At 49.8% G+C, this 18790-nt stretch carries 13 protein-coding genes; 12 read left to right on the forward strand and 1 reads right to left on the reverse strand.

The genetic code is table 11. From position 1 onward, the window contains the following. Positions 1-134: 134 nt before the first annotated feature. The 8 genes from FZ040_RS05790 (at position 135) to malQ (ending at position 13811) form a co-directional block, all read left to right on the forward strand. A complete protein-coding gene (locus FZ040_RS05790) occupies positions 135-671 on the forward strand; it encodes a peptidoglycan recognition protein family protein (protein WP_255448772.1) in 537 nt (178 codons plus the stop codon). Between the two features lie 21 nt (positions 672-692). Further along, positions 693-1025 (forward strand): hypothetical protein, encoded by a 333-nt coding sequence (locus tag FZ040_RS05795; protein ID WP_149171142.1) that lies wholly within the window; start codon positions 693-695, stop codon positions 1023-1025. Positions 1026-1384: 359 nt separating this feature from the next. Continuing rightward, positions 1385-2539 (forward strand): glucose-1-phosphate adenylyltransferase, encoded by a 1155-nt coding sequence (locus tag FZ040_RS05800; RefSeq protein ID WP_149171143.1) that lies wholly within the window; start codon positions 1385-1387, stop codon positions 2537-2539. 52 nt (positions 2540-2591) lie between these two features. Continuing rightward, positions 2592-3698 carry a glucose-1-phosphate adenylyltransferase subunit GlgD gene (gene glgD, locus FZ040_RS05805; RefSeq protein WP_149171144.1) on the forward strand — a complete coding sequence of 369 codons (1107 nt, stop codon included), beginning with the start codon at positions 2592-2594 and terminating at the stop codon, positions 3696-3698. 125 nt (positions 3699-3823) lie between these two features. Then, positions 3824-6301, forward strand: coding sequence for a glycogen/starch/alpha-glucan phosphorylase (locus FZ040_RS05810; protein WP_255448773.1), 2478 nt, complete (start codon positions 3824-3826; stop codon positions 6299-6301). A 72-nt stretch (positions 6302-6373) separates the two neighbouring features. Next, complete coding sequence (gene glgB, locus FZ040_RS05815) at positions 6374-8833, forward strand: 1,4-alpha-glucan branching protein GlgB (protein WP_149171146.1); 2460 nt, start codon at positions 6374-6376, stop codon at positions 8831-8833. Between the two features lie 13 nt (positions 8834-8846). Continuing rightward, positions 8847-10283: a glycogen synthase GlgA gene (gene glgA, locus FZ040_RS05820; protein WP_149171147.1), complete on the forward strand. Its 1437-nt coding sequence runs from the start codon at positions 8847-8849 to the stop codon at positions 10281-10283. A gap of 69 nt (positions 10284-10352) precedes the next feature. Next, positions 10353-13811, forward strand: a complete 3459-nt coding sequence (gene malQ, locus FZ040_RS05825; RefSeq protein WP_149171148.1) for a 4-alpha-glucanotransferase — start codon at positions 10353-10355, stop codon at positions 13809-13811. A gap of 75 nt (positions 13812-13886) precedes the next feature. On the opposite strand, the gene FZ040_RS05830 is transcribed toward malQ, so the two are convergent. Then, a complete protein-coding gene (locus FZ040_RS05830) occupies positions 13887-14951 on the reverse strand; it encodes an HD-GYP domain-containing protein (protein ID WP_255448776.1) in 1065 nt (354 codons plus the stop codon). 197 nt (positions 14952-15148) lie between these two features. Here FZ040_RS05830 and FZ040_RS05835 point away from each other — a divergent pair, with 197 nt between their 5' ends. From FZ040_RS05835 to FZ040_RS05850, 4 genes are all read left to right on the forward strand, one after another. Next, complete coding sequence (locus FZ040_RS05835) at positions 15149-15952, forward strand: amino acid ABC transporter substrate-binding protein (protein WP_149171149.1); 804 nt, start codon at positions 15149-15151, stop codon at positions 15950-15952. Between the two features lie 113 nt (positions 15953-16065). Then, positions 16066-16710 carry an amino acid ABC transporter permease gene (locus FZ040_RS05840; protein ID WP_149171150.1) on the forward strand — a complete coding sequence of 215 codons (645 nt, stop codon included), beginning with the start codon at positions 16066-16068 and terminating at the stop codon, positions 16708-16710. Further along, entirely contained in the window at positions 16691-17473 is a 783-nt protein-coding gene (locus FZ040_RS05845) for an amino acid ABC transporter ATP-binding protein (protein WP_149171151.1), read from the forward strand. Before FZ040_RS05840 ends, FZ040_RS05845 begins: the two co-directional genes overlap by 20 nt. A 126-nt stretch (positions 17474-17599) precedes the next feature. Next, the gene (locus tag FZ040_RS05850; RefSeq protein WP_149171152.1) at positions 17600-18790 is read left to right on the forward strand and encodes an N-acetylmuramoyl-L-alanine amidase; all 1191 of its coding nucleotides are present in this window, start codon (positions 17600-17602) and stop codon (positions 18788-18790) included.

An 18790-nucleotide genomic window follows, 5' to 3' on the forward strand; every position in this document is an offset into this window, starting at 1 on the left:
AGGAATTAGGTCTTACTGATGATTTTCAGAAAGAAGGGATACAATATAATTCGTCATTGTAGAGAAGTAAGGTTGATAATATGAATCGCAGAGATTTTTTGAAAAATACTATATGTATGGGAGCAGGGCTAGCTTTGGCACCAGGACTAATGCACCATAAAGCCGTTGAGGCAGCCTGGGGGGCGGGCAATGACCTTCCGGGCGTTTCCATCCGTGAGACGTATCTGCAGTTCAGTTCGCTGCAGACCCGCACGACGACTGATGGGGTGGTCATTCATCATATCGGTGGTACGAACCGCGATGTCTCGGCCGAAGAAGTTCATGAGTGGCATAAGAACAACGGCTGGGCAGGCATTGGTTATCATTTCCTGATCCGGAAAGATGGAACCATTGAGCGCGGCCGTCCGATGAATATGCTCGGCGCGCACTGCTATCAGCAGAATTGGCACACCGTTGGCGTCAATATAGTAGGAAACTTTATGGAAGCGCATCCTACTTCGGCCCAGATGGAATCGGCGGCCAAGCTTCTGCGGGCGTTGAGCCGCTACTATGGGTTCCCGATAAACCGCAGCCATATTAAGGGGCATCGCGAGTACAACTCGACGGACTGCCCAGGGGATATTTTGTACCGCATGCTGGATAATCTGGTTTATAATGCGGCATGCCTGTAAAATACGCGGGGAGGTATAATTATGCGATATCGCTGGTTCGCCAAGGAAGAAGAACGGGTCGATGCATTTGGTGTACCTGTCAGCCGGGCCGAGTACGATGAAGCGCTGCACCCGAAACCGCGCAGCTATGCGCGCGGCGAGGTACTAGCAATTGTGCTGGCGATAGTCATTCTGTGTTATGAGTGGGTCAACGACGATGCGCCGCTGATTTTTGTTTGTGTTTCGTTTCTGGTTTATGAACTGCAGCCGATTGTCCTGAAGGTTTATGGGCCGCGCGGGCAGGTAATATGTAATGTGATTAAGGGGTTTAGCCTGGCAACATTTATCGGTGCGCTGGCCTGGACGTTTTTATGAAGAGGATTTCATAAAAACGTCTTTTTTTTTATATTTATAATAAGCTATCTTTATAAAAAAATATATAAAAAATATTATTTTTTTTAATTGCTAAGCAGGAGATTTTCAAATCTTATCGAATTTCCTATGTATAAGAAATTTTTCAGGAGGATAGACGGTGGTCCGGAAGGACCGTTGATGCGGATATCAGCCGCTGTCCGACGGGAGATAACGGTGCAAGAAATAAGATGCGTGGGAGCCTTGTTTTGCATACGGATTGTGTATATTAACAGACTGGGTCTGTTTTTATAGATATATATTCGAAAAGCAGTCAAATTAGGGGAAACTGACTTTTCCACAACATCCAAGGGGGATTTTTTATGAGAAAGACAGAATGCTTAGCAATGATCCTGGCTGGTGGCCAGGGCAGCCGTTTGGGGGCGTTGACGAAGAAAATCGCCAAGCCGGCCGTACCGTTTGGAGGCAAATATCGTATTATTGATTTCCCGCTGAGCAACTGTGCGAATTCGGGCATTGAGAAAGTCGGTGTGCTGACGCAGTACCGTCCGCTGGAACTGCATAATTACTTAGCATCGGGAAGTGCCTGGGACCTCGACAAGAAAGACGGAGGCGTATTCATCCTGCCGCCGTATGCGAGGGAGAAAGGGGCAGAATGGTATCGCGGAACGGCAGATGCCATCTATCAGAACCTCAATTTCATCGACCTTGCTGACCCGGACTATGTCCTGATTCTTTCGGGTGACCACATTTATACGATGGACTACTCTTGGATGCTCGATGCTCATAAGATGAACAAAGCCGAGGCAACAATCGGCGTAATCGAAGTCCCTTGGGATGAGGCTCCGCGCTTTGGTATCATGAACACGGATAAAGACGGCCGTATCGAAGATTTCGAAGAGAAACCGGCTAAACCGAAGAGCAACCTGGCATCGATGGGTATCTATATCTTCAACAAAAACTTCCTCAAGAAGTATCTTGAAGATGACGCCAAAGATGAGACCAGCAGCCACGACTTCGGCAAAAACATCATTCCGAAGATGCTGGCTGACAAAGCACGTCTTTATTCCTACGCATTCGATGGCTATTGGAAAGACGTCGGGACGATTGAAAGCCTCTGGCAGGCAAATATGGACCTGTTGCAGGATGTTCCGCCGTTCGAGCTCAATGGCGATTGGAAGATCTTTTCCTCCAATCCGTCCATGCCGCCGCATTTCGTTGGCCCGGATGCCAAAATCAAGAATTCCATGGTAAGTGAAGGCTCCATGGTCTTAGGCGAAGTCGAAAACTCCGTCATCTTCCCGGGCGTACGCATCGGCAAGGGCGCGAAAGTTACGAATTCGGTCGTTATGCCTTCAACGGTTATCCGCGAAAATGCCGTTGTCGACTATGCAATTATCGCTCAGAACTGTGAAATCGCAGAAGGTGCGAAGGTAGCTGGTGAGAAAGGTGCCATTACTGTCGTAGCAGAAGGCGAGACAGTAGAGAGTGAGGCAGGCAGCAAACAGGCTGGCTGAGTCGCAGCATATAAACAGCAACCTAGTCATAGTTGGATCGGAGTGAATAAAATTGAAAACAGTAATGGGGATTATCAATCTTCAGGAAGATAATAGCTTGATTCGTGATCTGACGGCCCGCCGTGCCGTAGAGTCGATTCCATTTGCCGGCCGTTACCGGCTGATTGACTTTACCTTGTCCAGTATGGTCAATTCCGGCATTTCCTGTGTCGGAGTCATGCTACCGGATAAACCGCGTTCGGTACTTGACCATCTGCGTTCCGGTAAAGACTGGGATTTAGCTCGCCGTCATGATGGTTTATTCTATCTTCCGGCACCACAGCAGGAAGATATGAACCGCAAGGGCGATTTGAAGAATTTCTATCACAATCTGGATTTCTTCGAGCACAGTTCCCAGCGCTATGTCCTGTTGACCAGTGGCAGTTTTGTTTACAACGTGGATTTCAGCCAGTTGCTGCGCTTTCATCAGAACACCAATGCCGACATCACCATGGTGTACAATACGGCAACGGAAGAAGCCCATGGCAAGAACGTGGTAATCGAGACCGCAGAAAATGGCCTTGTCACCGATATCGCCGAGAAACCGGCGGTATATGATGGGACGCAGGTTTCTACGAATGTCTATCTCATGGAGAAGCGTATCTTCGTAGAAATGATTCGCTATACCTATGAACATGGTGGCCAGGACTTCCTGATTGATGGTATCATCCGCCGTGCCGCTGAATACAATATTTACGGTTTCGAGCATGATGGCTATGTGGCGCATGTCGATTCGACGGCAGCCTACTACAAGGCCAATATGGATATCCTGCAGCCGGAAGTATGGGAAGAGCTCTTTATGGGGCAGCATCCCATTTACACGAAGGTCAAGGATGAGGTGCCGGTTCAGTACAAAGAAACGGCCGACGTCAAGAATTCGCTGATTGCCAATGGCTGCATTGTCCGCGGCGAAGTGGAGAACAGCATCCTGTTCCGCGGGGTAAATGTAGCGGAGGGCGTTAAAATCAAGAATTCCATCATCATGCAGAAATGCGACATTCAAGAGGGTTCTCTGATTGAAAATGTCATTTGCGATAAGAATGTCATCATTACCAAGGAGAAGTGGCTCAAGGGAGCAGCTAACTATCCGCTGATTGTTACCAAAAATGTCGTAATTTGATAGGCAAAGTCAGCCGTTGTAACGAGGTACCATTGCTTATAACGGGCAGTGGAATCGGGCAACGGCTGTTCTTGTTATAAAAGCTCATGGTTTTCATGGCTTAGGGCCAAAGGGGAGTGTTTTATTTGGCAAAAGAAAAGAAAGAAAAAAAACAGAAGGGACCAAAGAGCAAGGAATTTGAAAAGCTTAAAGAAGGCCTTCGGGTTCGCTTCCTAAACACAGCTCATATCATGTGGGGCAGAGACCTCCATGAGTTGACCGAAAATGAAATCTACCAGACCGTAGCGGCAACTGCTAAGCAGTACATATCGGATAACTGGATCAAGACAAACCGCACGTATGGAGAACGTGAGGAAAAGCAGGTCTATTATTTCTCCATTGAATTTTTGATGGGGCGGCTGTTGAAGTCCAATTTAATCAATCTCGGCATTGAAGAGGCCGTTAAGGAAGTCCTCGAAGGATTTGACTTGAATCTTTCGGAGGTGTTCGAGGAAGAACCCGATGCCGGCCTTGGCAACGGCGGCCTCGGACGCCTGGCTGCCTGCTTCATCGATTCGATGGCAGCCCATCGCCTGCCGGGACATGGCTGCAGCATCCGTTACCAGTACGGTCTGTTTGAACAGAAAATCATCAATGGCAACCAGGTTGAGATTCCGGATAACTGGCTCAAAAATGGCTTCGCCTGGGAATACCGCAAGCCGGATAAAGCCGTTGACGTCAAATTCGGCGGCAATGCTTATATGAAGGAAATGCCGGATGGCAGCCTCAAACTGGTTCATGAAAATGCGCGGACGGTCATGGCCGTACCGTATGATGTGCCAATTGTCGGGTATCACAACAACACGGTTAACACGCTGCGCCTTTGGAATGCCGAAGTCAACCGTGACTTTTCCGATTATGGCATGCTGACGCAGGAACAGATGCGCCAGAAAAATGAATACCGCATGTTTGTAGAGAGCATTACGCGCTATCTCTATCCGGATGACAGTACTTACGATGGACGGCGCATGCGCCTGATTCAGGAGTACTTCATGACTTCTGCTGGTGTGCAGAGTATTGTCCGCCATTACAAGAAAACCGGGATGGATATGCACGACTTTGCCCAGAAGATTGCCATCCATATCAACGATACGCATCCGGCTGTTGCTGTGGCAGAGCTTATGCGCATCCTGGTGGATGAGGAAGGCTTTGAATGGAATGAGGCCTGGGCTATCACCCGAAATACCATTGCCTATACCAACCACACCATCATGCCGGAGGCGCTGGAGAAGTGGCCGGTGGATATGTTCCGCGAACTTTTGCCGCGCATCTACATGATTATCGATGAAATCAACCGCCGTCACCTCCTGGAGGTCCGGGCACGCTACCCGAAAAACGAGGGCAAAGTCCATGCGTTGTCCATCATTCAGGATGGCATGGTCCACATGGCAAGACTTTCCATCGTGGGCGGCCATAGCGTCAATGGCGTTGCCAAAATCCATTCGGATATCCTCAAGGATACGACGCTGCGCGATTTCTACGAGTATAATCCGAAGATGTTTAACAACAAGACGAATGGCATTACGCATCGCCGTTGGCTCATGGGAGCCAACCCGGAGCTGGCTGACCTCATCGATGCGACGATTGGCAGCCGCCGCTGGCACCGTCATCCGGAACAGCTGGATTTGCTCAACGATTACGTGGAAGACAAACCGTTCCTGGCAGAGCTTGGCAAAATCAAGCACCTGCGCAAGGAAGCCTTGGCAAAATACATCAAGGAACACAATGGAATTGAGGTAAATCCGGATTCCATTTTCGATATTCAGGTAAAACGCATCCATTCGTACAAACGCCAGCTTATGAATATCCTGCATATCATGTACCAGTATCATAAGCTCAAGACGGATAAGAATTTCGATATGCTGCCGACGACGTATATTTTCGGCGGCAAAGCTGCTCCGGGCTACTACATTGCCAAAGAGACGATTCGCCTGATTCTTGCCGTAGCCGATAAAGTCAACAATGACAAGTCAATCAAGGGGAAAATCAAGATTGTCTTCATTGAAAACTTTGGCGTATCGATTGGTGAGATTGTCTATCCGGCAGCCGATGTCAGCGAGCAGATTTCCACCGCCTCGAAGGAAGCTTCGGGTACTGGCAACATGAAATTCATGATGAATGGTGCCATTACGCTCGGAACGCTTGATGGTGCAAACGTGGAAATCCGCGAGGCCGTAGGCGGCGATGCGCATTGTGTCATCTTTGGCCTGCGGGCCGAGGAGGTATTGAACTATTACGCAACGGGAACTTATTCCGCTTGGGATGAGTACAACACCAACGAAAATGTCCGCACTGTCGTAAATCAGCTGACGGATGGAACCTATGGCGATTTCCGTTCGCTCTATGAATACCTTGTTCATGCCAACGATGAGTTCTTCATCATGAAGGATTTCAACGCGTATGCTGCGGCTCATGTGGAAATCATGAAACGGTATCAGGACCGTTTCCATTGGCTTAAGTCATCGGCAATGAATATTGCCAATTCCGGCTGCTTCTCGTCTGACCGTACAATCGATGAGTATGCAAATGAAATCTGGCAGGTAAAACCTGTCATGATTCCGTAAATGCCGGACAATTGATTGCAGGCGGGTGGGGATTCGCCTGCATATCAATGAAGATAACAGAGGGGGATTATTTTGAAAACATCAGAGCTTAGTGAATTTGACCGATATTTATTTCATCAGGGAACGAACTATCATGCGTATGAGATGCTCGGTGCTCATTTCGTGGAGGAAAATGGCAAAAAGGGCGTACGGTTTGCGGTCTGGGCACCGCATGCAAAATCCATCACGGTCGTTGGCGATTTCAACGATTGGGATGACCGGGTTAATCCGATGACCCGCCTCGATGATGGGGAGATTTGGTCGGTATTTTTGGAAGGTATTGCTGAAGGTACCTTGTATAAATACGCGATTGAACCCCAGTGGGGCGGCCCGCGCATCCTGAAGGCCGACCCGTATGGATTCTATGCGGAAAAGAAACCGAATACGGCATCACGCGTCTACGATATGAGTCATTATGAATGGAAGGATGGGGCCTGGGCTGAACAGAAACGCCGGGAATCTTCCTACGAGCGTCCGATGCTTACCTATGAAGTTCATGCGGGCTCCTGGCGCCGCAATGCCGATGGCGAGTATCTGTCCTACCGCGAGCTGGCGGACCAGCTGATTGACTACGTTCGGGACATGAACTATACTCATATTGAGTTTATGCCGCTTTGCGAACATCCTTTTGACGGTTCCTGGGGCTATCAGGCAACGGGCTATTACGCTGTGACCAGCCGTTATGGCACGCCGGATGATTTCCGTTATCTGGTTGACCGCGCGCATGCCAATGGCATCGGGGTTATCATGGATTGGGTACCGGGGCATTTCTGCAAGGATGAACAGGGCCTTCGCCATTTTGATGGCCAGACGCTCTATGAATCGGATAACGAGACGCGGGCAGAGAACTGGGAGTGGGGAACTACAAACTTCGATTACGGCCGTACCGAGGTTCAGAGTTTCCTGATTTCCAATGCCATGTTCTGGTTCGAGGAATTCCATATTGACGGACTGCGCATTGATGCGGTAGCGAACATGCTCTACCTCAATTATGGACGCAAAGACGGTGAGTGGCAGCCAAATAAATATGGTGACACGGGCAACCTGGAAGCAATGGACTTCCTCAAGAAGCTCAACGAGGCCATCTTCCAGTATCATCCGCAGGCATTGATGATAGCTGAGGAGTCTACGGCCTGGCCGTTGATTTCCAAGCCGGTCTATATGGGCGGCATGGGCTTCAACTACAAATGGAATATGGGCTGGATGAACGATATGCTCAAGTATATGAGCCTGGATCCAATCTATCGTAAGTGGAATCACGATAAGGTTACGTTCTCGTTCATGTATGCGTTCTCAGAAAACTTTGTACTGCCGTTGTCCCATGATGAGGTCGTTCATGGCAAATGCTCGCTAATCAGCAAGATGCCGGGCGATTATTGGCAGAAATTTGCCGGCTTGCGCACGTTCTTTGGCTATTGGATGGCGCATCCGGGCAAGAAACTGCTGTTCATGGGCGGCGAGTTCGGTCAGTTTATCGAGTGGAATTACGATGACAGCCTGGATTGGCATCTGGTTGAGCAGTATGATATGCATACTAAGATGAAGGAATATTCCAAGGCGCTCAATAAATTCTATTGTGACCACAAGGCCTTCTGGCAGGTCGATTTTGACTGGAATGGCTTCCAGTGGATTGACTGCAACGACAATGAAAACAGCATTGTATCGTTTATCCGCAAGGCAGACGACAGCAACGACTTTATCATTGCGGTTTGCAACTTCACGCCGGAGGTTCGTCATAATTACCGGATTGGCGTTCCGTCCAAGGGCAATTATGTGGAAGTGTTCAATTCGGATGATGAGGCCTTTGGCGGCAGCGGCGTAAAGAATGCCAATGAGATTGCTTCGGTGGATATCCCATGGCATAACCGGGAACAGTCCATTACGCTTACGGTTCCGCCGCTTGCTACGATCTATTTGCGGTTAAATGGCCAGACTGGTGCAGGAACGTCTTTTTCTGAGGCTTCGGCGGAAGTAGATGCCAGAGGCCATGAGGAAAAAGAATCTGCCGATAAGGCAGAAGCCGCTGAAGTGAAGGCTCCGGCAAAACGCCGCGGCCGTCCGAAAAAGACGGAAGCAGAAAAGAAAGAAGCAGAAAAGAAGGAACCAGCTAAGAAGGCGACGGCTAAAAAGGCAACTGCCAAGAAGGCAACAGCCGCGAAGCGGACAGCTTCGGTAACGGCAAAAACGGAACCAGCCGAAGCCAAGAAAACTGTGGCGAAGAAAACGACCCGTAAGGCTGCCGTAAAGACGGCCGATGAGGAGACGCCGAAGAAGGAACCGGTCAAGAAAGCAGTTTCAAAAAAGACTGCTGCCACCAAACTTGCCACCAAGAAAACGGCCACGAAAAAAACGGCAGCAGCCAAAGCTGAGTCTGAGCCTGCTGCTAAGAAAGCAACTACCCCTAAGAAGGCAACAAAGAAATCTGCTGCGGTTACGACTGCAGCCCGTAAGAAAACGGTGAAGAAAAAAGCTGTTGCCGCCGGCGACGAATAAGGAGGATATGGGTATGAAAGTTCTTTATGTAGCATCGGAAGTAGTGCCTTTTGCCAAAACGGGAGGCTTGGCTGATGTAGCAGGTTCTCTTCCTCAGGCATTGAAAGAGGAGAATGTAGATATCCGTGTCATTATGCCAAAATTTGGCAAGATTGACCCGAAATATACCAATGCTATGGAACATGTTTATGATGGCGAATTGGATGTAGCTTGGCGCAAAAAATATGTGGGTCTGGATAAATACGAAAAGGACGGGATTACTTATTATTTCGTCGATAACCAGGAATACTTCGGCCGAGAAGGCTTCTACGGTTATGATGACGATGCAGAACGCTTTTCCTTCTTCTGCCGTGCTGTCTTGAATTTGCTGCCGGTCATGGACTTCTGGCCCGATGTCATTCATACGAACGATTGGCATGCCGGTCTCGTCAATGTCCTGCTGAAACTCGAGCACATGGATGATGAGCGCTATCGCGATATCCGCACGCTCTACACGATTCATAACCTCAAATATCAGGGCGTGTTCCCGAAAGAGGTCATGAGTGATGTTTTGGGGCTGGATTGGAAGTATTTCAACAATGGCGACCTGGAATTTTATGATGCGGTGAACTTCATGAAGGGTGGCATCATTTATGCCGACTACATCTCCACGGTCAGCAAGACGTATGCGCAGGAAATCCAGTACGAATACTTTGGTGAGAATCTGGATGGACTGCTTCGCAGCCGTCAGGATACGCTGTTCGGCATCGTGAATGGCCTAGATTACAATGTCTACAATCCGGCTACCGACAATAATTTGTTTGAGACATACGATATCGACAGCCGTGACCGCAAGGCCGACAATAAGACGGAATTGCAGAATCTGCTGGGACTTCCGAACAACCGCCGCACGCCGATGGTAGCACTGGTTTCGCGTCTGGTGGCTGCCAAGGGACTTGACCTTATCGTTCGCATGATGGATGAAATCCTGCAGCATGAGGACATCCAGTTTGTCATGCTCGGAACGGGCGACCGGGAGTATGAAGAGTGGTTCAAGGGCCTTGAGTGGCGCTTCCCCAATAAGGTTTCGGCCAATATCAAGTTCTCCAATGAACTGGCACAGCGCATTTATGCAGCAGCCGATATTTTCCTGATGCCGTCGGATTATGAGCCTTGCGGTATCGGTCAGCTGATTGCCCTGCGCTATGGTGCAATTCCAGTAGTCCGTGAGACTGGCGGACTCAAGGACACGGTTCAGCAGTATGATAAATACACCAATGAAGGCAATGGCTTTGTCTTCGGCGATTACAATGCCCATGAAATGATGTATGCGTTGAAGCGTGCGCTGAGCGCTTACGAGAATTTCGAAGAGTGGCAGCATATTGTAGCAAATGCAATGAATACGGATTACAGCTGGAAAAATTCTGCCAAGGAATACAAGGAGCTGTATCAGCAACTGTTAGAGGAATAAAAAGCAGGATAGGGCGGCAAGGTAATTGCCGCCTTTTATGCAAGAAAAACGCGAAAAGGAGGGGATGTTATGCTGGGAAGAAATGAGGTTGAGCATAATTCCCGGAATGTCTATTTTCGTTCCCAGATTGGAGCAGCAGAAGCTGGTTCTAAAATAAAACTTGGTCTTCGTTTGCGGACGCATCAGTCCATCATGAATGTGCTCATGCGGGGTTGGCATGACCGGTTCGGGGAAAAACTCTTCACGCTGACTACCAAAGATGATTATACCAGCGAGGAAAAGTTCTACTCGATTACGCTGGATCTTCCCGAAAAAGGCTGTCTGCTCTGGTATTATTTCATCATCACCACTGCGGATGGTACCTGCTATTATGGCAATAATCCGGAACAGCTCGGCGGCTTGGGGGAAGTCTATGACCATGTGCCGCCCTCGTTTCAGATTACGGTGTACAATAAGGGCGCCAAAACGCCGGACTGGTTCAAGCACAGCGTAATGTATCAAATATTCCCCGACCGTTTTTACCGGAAAGGCGAGCGGATTATCCCGAAAAAGGGAGCCGTATATCATGCCGATTGGTCCGATGACCCGTGCTATTATAAAGATCCGGATACCAAGGAGATTGTGGCGTATGATTTCTTTGGCGGCAATTTGCAGGGCATCAAGGAAAAACTCAGTTATCTGAAGAATTTGGGGATTTCGGTCATTTATCTCAATCCGGTATTTGAATCGGAAAGCAATCATCATTACGATACAGGCGACTATCATAAAATCGACCCGATTCTTGGAACGAAAGAGGATTTCCGTGAATTAATCAAAGCCGCCAGGGAGCAGGGAATACGCATTATTATTGACGGCGTATTCAGTCACACGGGCAGTAACAGCCGCTATTTCAACCGGACTGGTGCCTATGATACCGTGGGGGCTTTCCAGTCCAAGGAGTCACCTTATTACGAATGGTATAGTTTCCGCAATTTTCCCTATGAATATGACAGCTGGTGGAATTTCAATACGCTGCCGAATGTAAACGAAACGACGCCTTCCTATATGGATTTTATCATCAACGATAAGGATAGCGTGCTTCATCATTGGATGAAGGAGGGCATAGCCGGCTGGCGCCTCGATGTCATCGATGAACTGCCGGAGCCCTTTTCGCAGGCTTTTTACGGGGAATTGAAAAAGACGGATCCGGAAGCCGTTATGATTGGTGAGGTTTGGGAGGATGCTTCGCACAAGATTGCCTATGGCACGCCGCGCGAATACCTCTGCGGACAGGAAATGGATTCGGCAATGAATTATCCGTTCCGTGACATCCTGTTTGATTTCCTGTTGTACCGGAATGATGGACGGCAGGCAATGCGGCGTTTTGAGAGCCTGCGGGAAAACTATCCGAAGGAAAATTTCTATGCCATGATGAATCTCATTGGCAGTCATGACGTTCAGCGGGCGGTGACAATTCTGGGCGAGGCCGCTTACTATGATGGCATGCCGGCTGTCGAGCAGTCGCGCTCCCGGCTTGATAAGGACCAGTACAATCTTGGGGTGGAACGGCTGATGATGGCATCCCTTTGGCAGATGACTTATCCGGGCGTTCCCTGCATCTACTATGGTGATGAGATTGGTATGCAGGGCTTTAAAGACCCGTATAACCGCCGTCCGTATCCCTGGGGCAAGGGCGACTCGTATCTAAAAAAATGGTACGAGCAAATCATTGCTTTGCGCAACCAGCATCCGGCCTTGCAGACTGGTGCGCTGCTGCCGCTGCTGGCTGAAGGGGACTGCATTGCCTATGCGCGCGTAATCCGTGGTGGCAGGGATGTGTTTGGCCAGGAAGAAAAGGATGAATCCTTCGTGGCTGCTTTTAACCGCAGCCGTACCGAAACACACACCCTGGATTTGGATGTCAGTGATTTTGCGGAAGGCCATTTTGTCGACGTGGTGGGCAGCGGCAATGTGTACGAGGTCACTCGGGGCAAAGTGCATATAAGGCTGGCTCCGTTAAAAGGGATTCTGCTTCAGCACAAACGGGCGCCGCGCAGCTATAAGCGGCAGGCAGGCATTCTGCTTCATCCGACCTCGCTGCCGTCCAAATACGGTATTGGCGATTTGGGCAAAGAAGCGTATAAATTCGTTGACTTCCTCAAGGCGGCCGGACAGAAGGTCTGGCAGATTCTGCCGCTGGGACCAGTGGATAATGTCGGGTATTCCCCGTATCAGTCTTCGTCGGCTTTTGCAGGCAACCCTATGCTGATTGACTTGAATGAACTGATTGAGGAGAATTTGCTGACGGCGGCTGAGGCCCGGGTGCCTTATGTAAGCAATTCTTCCTTTATCGATTTTGAATGGGTTCTGCACTTTAAACGCAAATGCTTCAAAAAAGCCTGGGCAAAATTCCAGCATACGATGGATAAGAACGAAGAATATCAGGAATTTTGCCAGCAGGAAGCCGATTGGCTGGAAGACTTTGCCATGTTCCAGGCAGCCAAGCGGGAATTTAAGGGCAAGGAGTGGAGCAAGTGGCCGGAACCCATCCGGACGCGTGAGCCCAAAGCGTTGGCTGATCTTAAGAAACGTCTCTCGGATTCGATTGGCATGGTGAAATTTGAGCAGTATCTTTTCGCCAGACAGTGGCAGCGTCTCCATGCGTATGCCAAATCGCAGGGCATCGAAATTATGGGCGATATGCCGATATTCCTGGCTGGTGACAGCGCCGATGTCTGGGCCAACCAGAAGCTGTTTGACCTCAGAGAAGACGGTACTGCCAATACGGTGGCTGGTGTTCCGCCTGATTATTTCAGTGCCACGGGACAGCTTTGGGGCAATCCGCAGTACGATTGGCAGGCGATGAAGGCCGAAGGCTACAAGTGGTGGAAGAAGCGGTTCCACAAGTTGTTCGAGCTGGTGGATATTGTGCGCATCGACCATTTCCGCGGATTCGAGTCGTTCTGGGAAGTAGATGGCAAGGCCACCACGGCAATCAATGGGCGTTGGGTCAAGGGACCGGGCAAGCCGTTTTTCGATGAGCTGCGCCGCGAATTTGGTGACAAGTTCCGCATTGTAGCCGAGGACTTGGGCATCATCACCGATGAAGTGGAACAGCTTCGCGATGCCTGTGGTTTCCCAGGGATGAAGGTACTTCATTTCTGCCTGCATTTCAACGAACAGGGGCGGCTTGGCTGTGTGGTCCCCGAGAACAGCGTGGTATACACGGGAACGCATGATAACAATACGACGGTTGGCTGGTACAATCAAGATATTGATGAATCCGTGCGGGCCGCAGTGGCAGGCTTGCTGCATGCCAAGGCTGACCGGCCGCAGGATGTGGCGGCAGGGCTTATTGCTTTTGCCTATGCCTCCAATGCACGCCTGGCAGTTGTTCCGATGCAGGATATTTTGCATCTCGATGAACGAAGCCGGATGAATACGCCCGGAACAGTTGGGCTTAATTGGAAATGGCGCTTGAAAGCAGATTACTCGCTGATGATAGAGGCGAAAGATTTAAAACGCCTTTGTGAAAAATATGAGCGCTAAATTTTGTTGGCGGGCATGAAAAAGCCGCTCATAAGCGGAATGCTTATGAGCGGCTTTGTTATGTCCAATGATTGGTTATTTGGGGTTGTATTCGGTAATCGTAAGTTCCGGATGCTCGTTGAGATTGATGATTTCATCCGGCGAAATGCTTACGACAGGATGAGCGGCAAAGTCATTGGGGTAAGCGGCAATCGTACCCTTCTCGCCGTTGTTCAGCGTGACCCGCGAACCAAGGAAAGCGTCCTTGATATGGGTGAGTACCGGAACGCAGACCGTCGGGTCTAAGGACGTGAACATGTTTTCCGTAATCTGGGCGATGGCCGAGAACGGAGTCTGTTTAACGTACCCTTCGCGCTCGGTGGTGATATTGTCGTAGATGTCGGCAATCATGATGATGCGCGCGTATTCGTGGATATCGGCTCCCATGCAGTTGAAGGGGAAGCCGGTTCCGTCCATGCGTTCATGATGCTGCATGGCGGCAAGCTTAACGCCTTCGGAAAGTCCCGGCTGGGCGTTAAGGATATGATGGCCGTCTACCGTATGCTGAATATAGGCTTCGTAATCCTCGCCCTGCAGGTTGTTGACATTTTTGTCTAGCAGGCGCTGCGGGAATTTCGTTTTGCCGATGTCATGCAGGAACCCGGCCAGCATGATATCTCTGCGCTTGGCCCGATCAAAATGCATCCATTTGGCGATGACGCCGGAGAGAATGGAAACGCGCAGCGAATGGTTGTAGATGTCGCTGGCTAAATGATTCAGCTCGTAAAGATAATCGATGGTACCACTGTTGGAGGCCATCGGGGCAATATCGGTCTTCATCAGGTTTTCGGTTTTCTCGACCGGAATCGTACCGGTTGAACCGGTCTCGGCAAAGATGGAGCGGGCTTCTTGTACGACGCCCTCGTATTCCTTGACGAAGGCATTGCCACGGTTAAAGATAGTAGATACGGTCTGGTAATTCTGGCTGAGTTCATACTCATCCTTAACATAAACGACCGGGATATTCAAAAATGTTAAACGGGTAATATGGGCTTTGGTCAATAATGTATCTTCAGATAAAACCACGACCATGTCGGGATTGACGATGGTGCGGGCGAGAATCATTCCAGGTTTTAAATCCTCTACGGAAACAGCTCGCAAATTAATCCCCTCCTTGTACGGAAATCCGTATTGTATAATAATACTATTCGCCTTGCGAAAAAAAAAACCTGCCATTTGTGTAAAATAATGTGGTTCGGGCAAAAAAATAGTGCTTGACATTGTTTACAGAGTTACAGTATAATACCATCATGTTAATTCTTTAATACGATAAAGAAATGAAAAGGAGCGGTTTCATTATGAAATGGAGAAAACTTTTAGCACTTGGCATGGCCGCGGTAATGACGGCTGCTTTTGTCAGCGGCTGCGGCAGCGATAAGGCAAAAGACGGCAGTTCTTCTGCTGGCAAGAAAATCGTCGTGGGGCTTGATGACAATTTCCCGCCGATGGGCTTCAAGGATGAGAATAATGAAATCGTTGGTTTTGATATTGACCTGGCTAAAGAAGCTTCGAAGCGTTTGGGACGCGAGGTGGAGTTCAAGGCAATCGACTGGTCGAGCAAAGAGGCTGAGCTCAAGAGCGGCCGCGTTGACATTTTGTGGAATGGTCTTGACATTACCGAAAAACGTAAGGAAAACATGCTGTTCTCTGACCCGTATATGGATAACCGCCAGATCATCTTCGTGAAGAAGGGCACGACAGGTATCACGGATGAGAAGAGCCTGGCTGGCAAAGTCGTTGGTACGCAGAGTGCTGGTACTGCCGAAGAGTATATGGATAAATCGGAATTCTTTAAGAAAGATGTCAAAGAGGTCAAGAAGTATTCCGATTATGTCTCGGCGTTTATGGACCTGGAAAACGGCCGCATTGATGCGGTTGTCGGCGATGAGATTACCGGCCGCTACTACATGAGCAAGCATGCTGATTCGATTGAGGCCGTTGATTCGGTAGTCGGTGAGGTCAGCGAATTCGGCATTGCTTTTAGCAAGGACAATCAGCAGCTCCGCGACGAAGTGCAGAAGGTTCTCAATGAGATGAAAGCCGACGGCACGATTGCCAAGATTTCCGAGAAGTGGTTTGGCAAGGATATCACGAAAAAATAATGGATTGAAATGTTTGGGGCAGGCCGTCAGGCCTGCCTCTTTGCTTTACAGCGGCGGTGGTTTCGTGTATAATTAGCGTATTAACGCTTTGCTACACTAAAGGAGATTGTTGGATGGATAAGCTGCTGGATACTTTCCTGCTGATGCTGGAAGGGTCAGAAATCACGCTGGAAATTTTCTTTGTCACTTTGATTATCGCTTTGCCGCTGGGCATGTTGGCGGCTTTGGGGCGCCTGTCATCGCTGAAACCGCTGTCACGGCTGGTGGAGTTTTACATTTGGCTCATGCGCGGTACGCCGCTGATGCTGCAGCTGTTGTTCGTTTATTTTGCCCTGCCGATGGTTGGCGTCCGTCTGCCGGATATCGCTGCGGCGCTGTTGGCCTTTACGCTTAACTATGCGGCGTACTTTGCGGAAATTTTCCGTGCCGGAATCCAATCGGTACCGAAGGGGCAGTATGAGGCTGCCAAGACATTGGGCATGAGTTATCCGCAGACGATGCGCCGCATCATTCTGCCGCAGGTATTCCGCATGGTTTTGCCGCCGGTCAGCAATGAGACCATCAACCTCGTAAAGGATACGTCGCTCGTATACATTCTGGCGATGAATGATTTGCTGCGCGTGGCCCGCACCATCGTTCAGCGGGAATTTGACATGACGCCGTTTTTGATTGCAGCGGTGTTCTATCTGGCAATGACGTTTGTATTGACGTGGGGCTTCAAGAAACTGGAGGCATATTATGGCAAATACGATAACTAAAGATGAAGTCATGCTGCGCATGCATGACATCCATAAGTCCTTCGGTGCACTGGAAGTCCTGAAGGGAATTGACCTTGAGGTACGCCGGGGCGAGGTGCTGGCCATTATCGGCCCATCGGGGTCTGGCAAGAGTACGCTGCTGCGCTGCATCAACAAGCTTGAGACGATTAACAGCGGCTCGATTGAGATTGAAGGCGAATTTTTGGCTGTGACCAAGGAGAATGGTCAGGCCGAATATGCTGAGAGCAAGAAAGAGCGGCAGCTGCTTGGCTGCATGGGCATGGTATTCCAGCAGTTCAATCTGTTTCCGCATATGACCGTTATGGAGAACCTGCTTGAGGCACCGATGCATGTAAAGGGGCTTAAGCGCGAAGAGATTGAGCCTTATGCAAAGGAGCTGTTGGCAAAAGTCGGGCTTTCCGACCGTGCCGATTACTATCCGTCGCAGCTTTCCGGCGGCCAGCAGCAGCGCGTGGCCATTGCGCGGGCGCTTTGTATGAAGCCGGATATCATGCTGTTTGATGAACCGACGTCGGCCCTTGACCCCGAGCTTACGGGCGAAGTGCTCAAAACGATGCGGGAGCTCGCCGAGGAGCACATGACCATGGTGGTGGTCACACATGAGATGGCCTTTGCCCGGGAGGCAGCCAGTCAGGTTATTTTCATGGCGGGCGGCAACATTGTCGAGCAGGGCGAACCGGAGGCCTTTTTCGCTAATCCCAAGGAAGAGCGGACCAAGGCGTTTCTTAAGAATATGCTCTAATATATTGGATTCTCTTTACAGGATTGTTAGGCCTTCCCTAGGAAGGCCTTTTTCGTACATAAGTTTCTTGATTTTTTGGAGGAGACATATGATAATAAGGTATATGTGCCTGTAGGGAGGGATTTGATGAGACAGAGAATAGTTCGCTTGATTCTTGTCACATTATATATGATGCTTTTTACCCTGCCGGCTTTCGCAGCTGACACGAATTTTGGACAGCGGGTAAGCGGCATGGCTGAGGTAACTGGCGTTCGGGTCAGTACGGAAGCAAATAAGACGCGTATCGTAATTGATGCCAATAAAGAAGTAACGTATAAGGCGATGTCTCTTGGCGAGCCGGACCGCCTGGTGGTGGATATTCCGAATGCTTGGATTTCGCCGAAGCTCAAGAAGGAGTTCCCGGTGAACAGCCGCTTTGTTGGTAAGGCCAGAGTGGCGCAGTTCAATCCGCAGACGGTTCGCATTGTAGTTGAGAGCAAGGTTGGCAAACAGAACCACAAGGTATTTTCCCTAAAGGGTGGCCCTGTGGCTGGACGCGTCGTTCTCGATATCGGCGATTTGAGCGGGGATTCTTCTGGGACAAAGATTGATTTGCCAAAGACGAAACCGACGCCAGCTCCTTCGACGAAGCCGACGACAAAACCGACCAAGCCTTCGACGAAGCCGTCGCAGAAACCGGAATCCAAACCGGAGACTAAGCCCCAGGACGATGTAGATGGGGAACTGGCCGGCATTACGGGCCTGCGGGGCCGGAAGATTACCATTGACCCTGGTCATGGCGGAAGCGATTCTGGAGCCATTGGGCCAACGGGGGTAATGGAAAAGAGCGTTACGCTGCGGGTGGCTCAGGAATTGAAGCGGCTGCTGGTAGCAGAAGGCGCAACGGTTTATATGACCCGTGATACAGATACCGAGGTTTCGCCCAAGGGGGCTGATGCCAGCGACATAGAGGAGCTGCAGGCCCGCTGCGATATCCCCAACCAGAATGGTTCGGATATATTCGTTTCGATTCACATGGATTCGTTTACCAATGGAGCGGCCAAGGGAACAACCGGCTATTATTATTCGCTGGGGTCAAAGCGTTCGCGGGATTTAGCCGATAAAATCCGCGCGGGGGTTATTGACCAGCTTGGAACCCAGAGCCGTGGAACGCAAAGCAGTAATTTTTATGTCGTGAAGCATACCGATATGCCGGCAACACTCGTGGAGGTTGCGTTTATTTCCAATCCGTCAGAGGAACGTCTGATGAATAGTGAAGCCGGAATCAAGAAAGCCGCTCAGGGGATTGCCGATGGTATCGCGGATTTCTTTGGTTGA

Origin of the sequence: Pseudoselenomonas ruminis, assembly GCF_008271295.1 — a bacterium.
Lineage (GTDB): Bacteria > Bacillota > Negativicutes > Selenomonadales > Selenomonadaceae > Selenomonas_A > Selenomonas_A ruminis.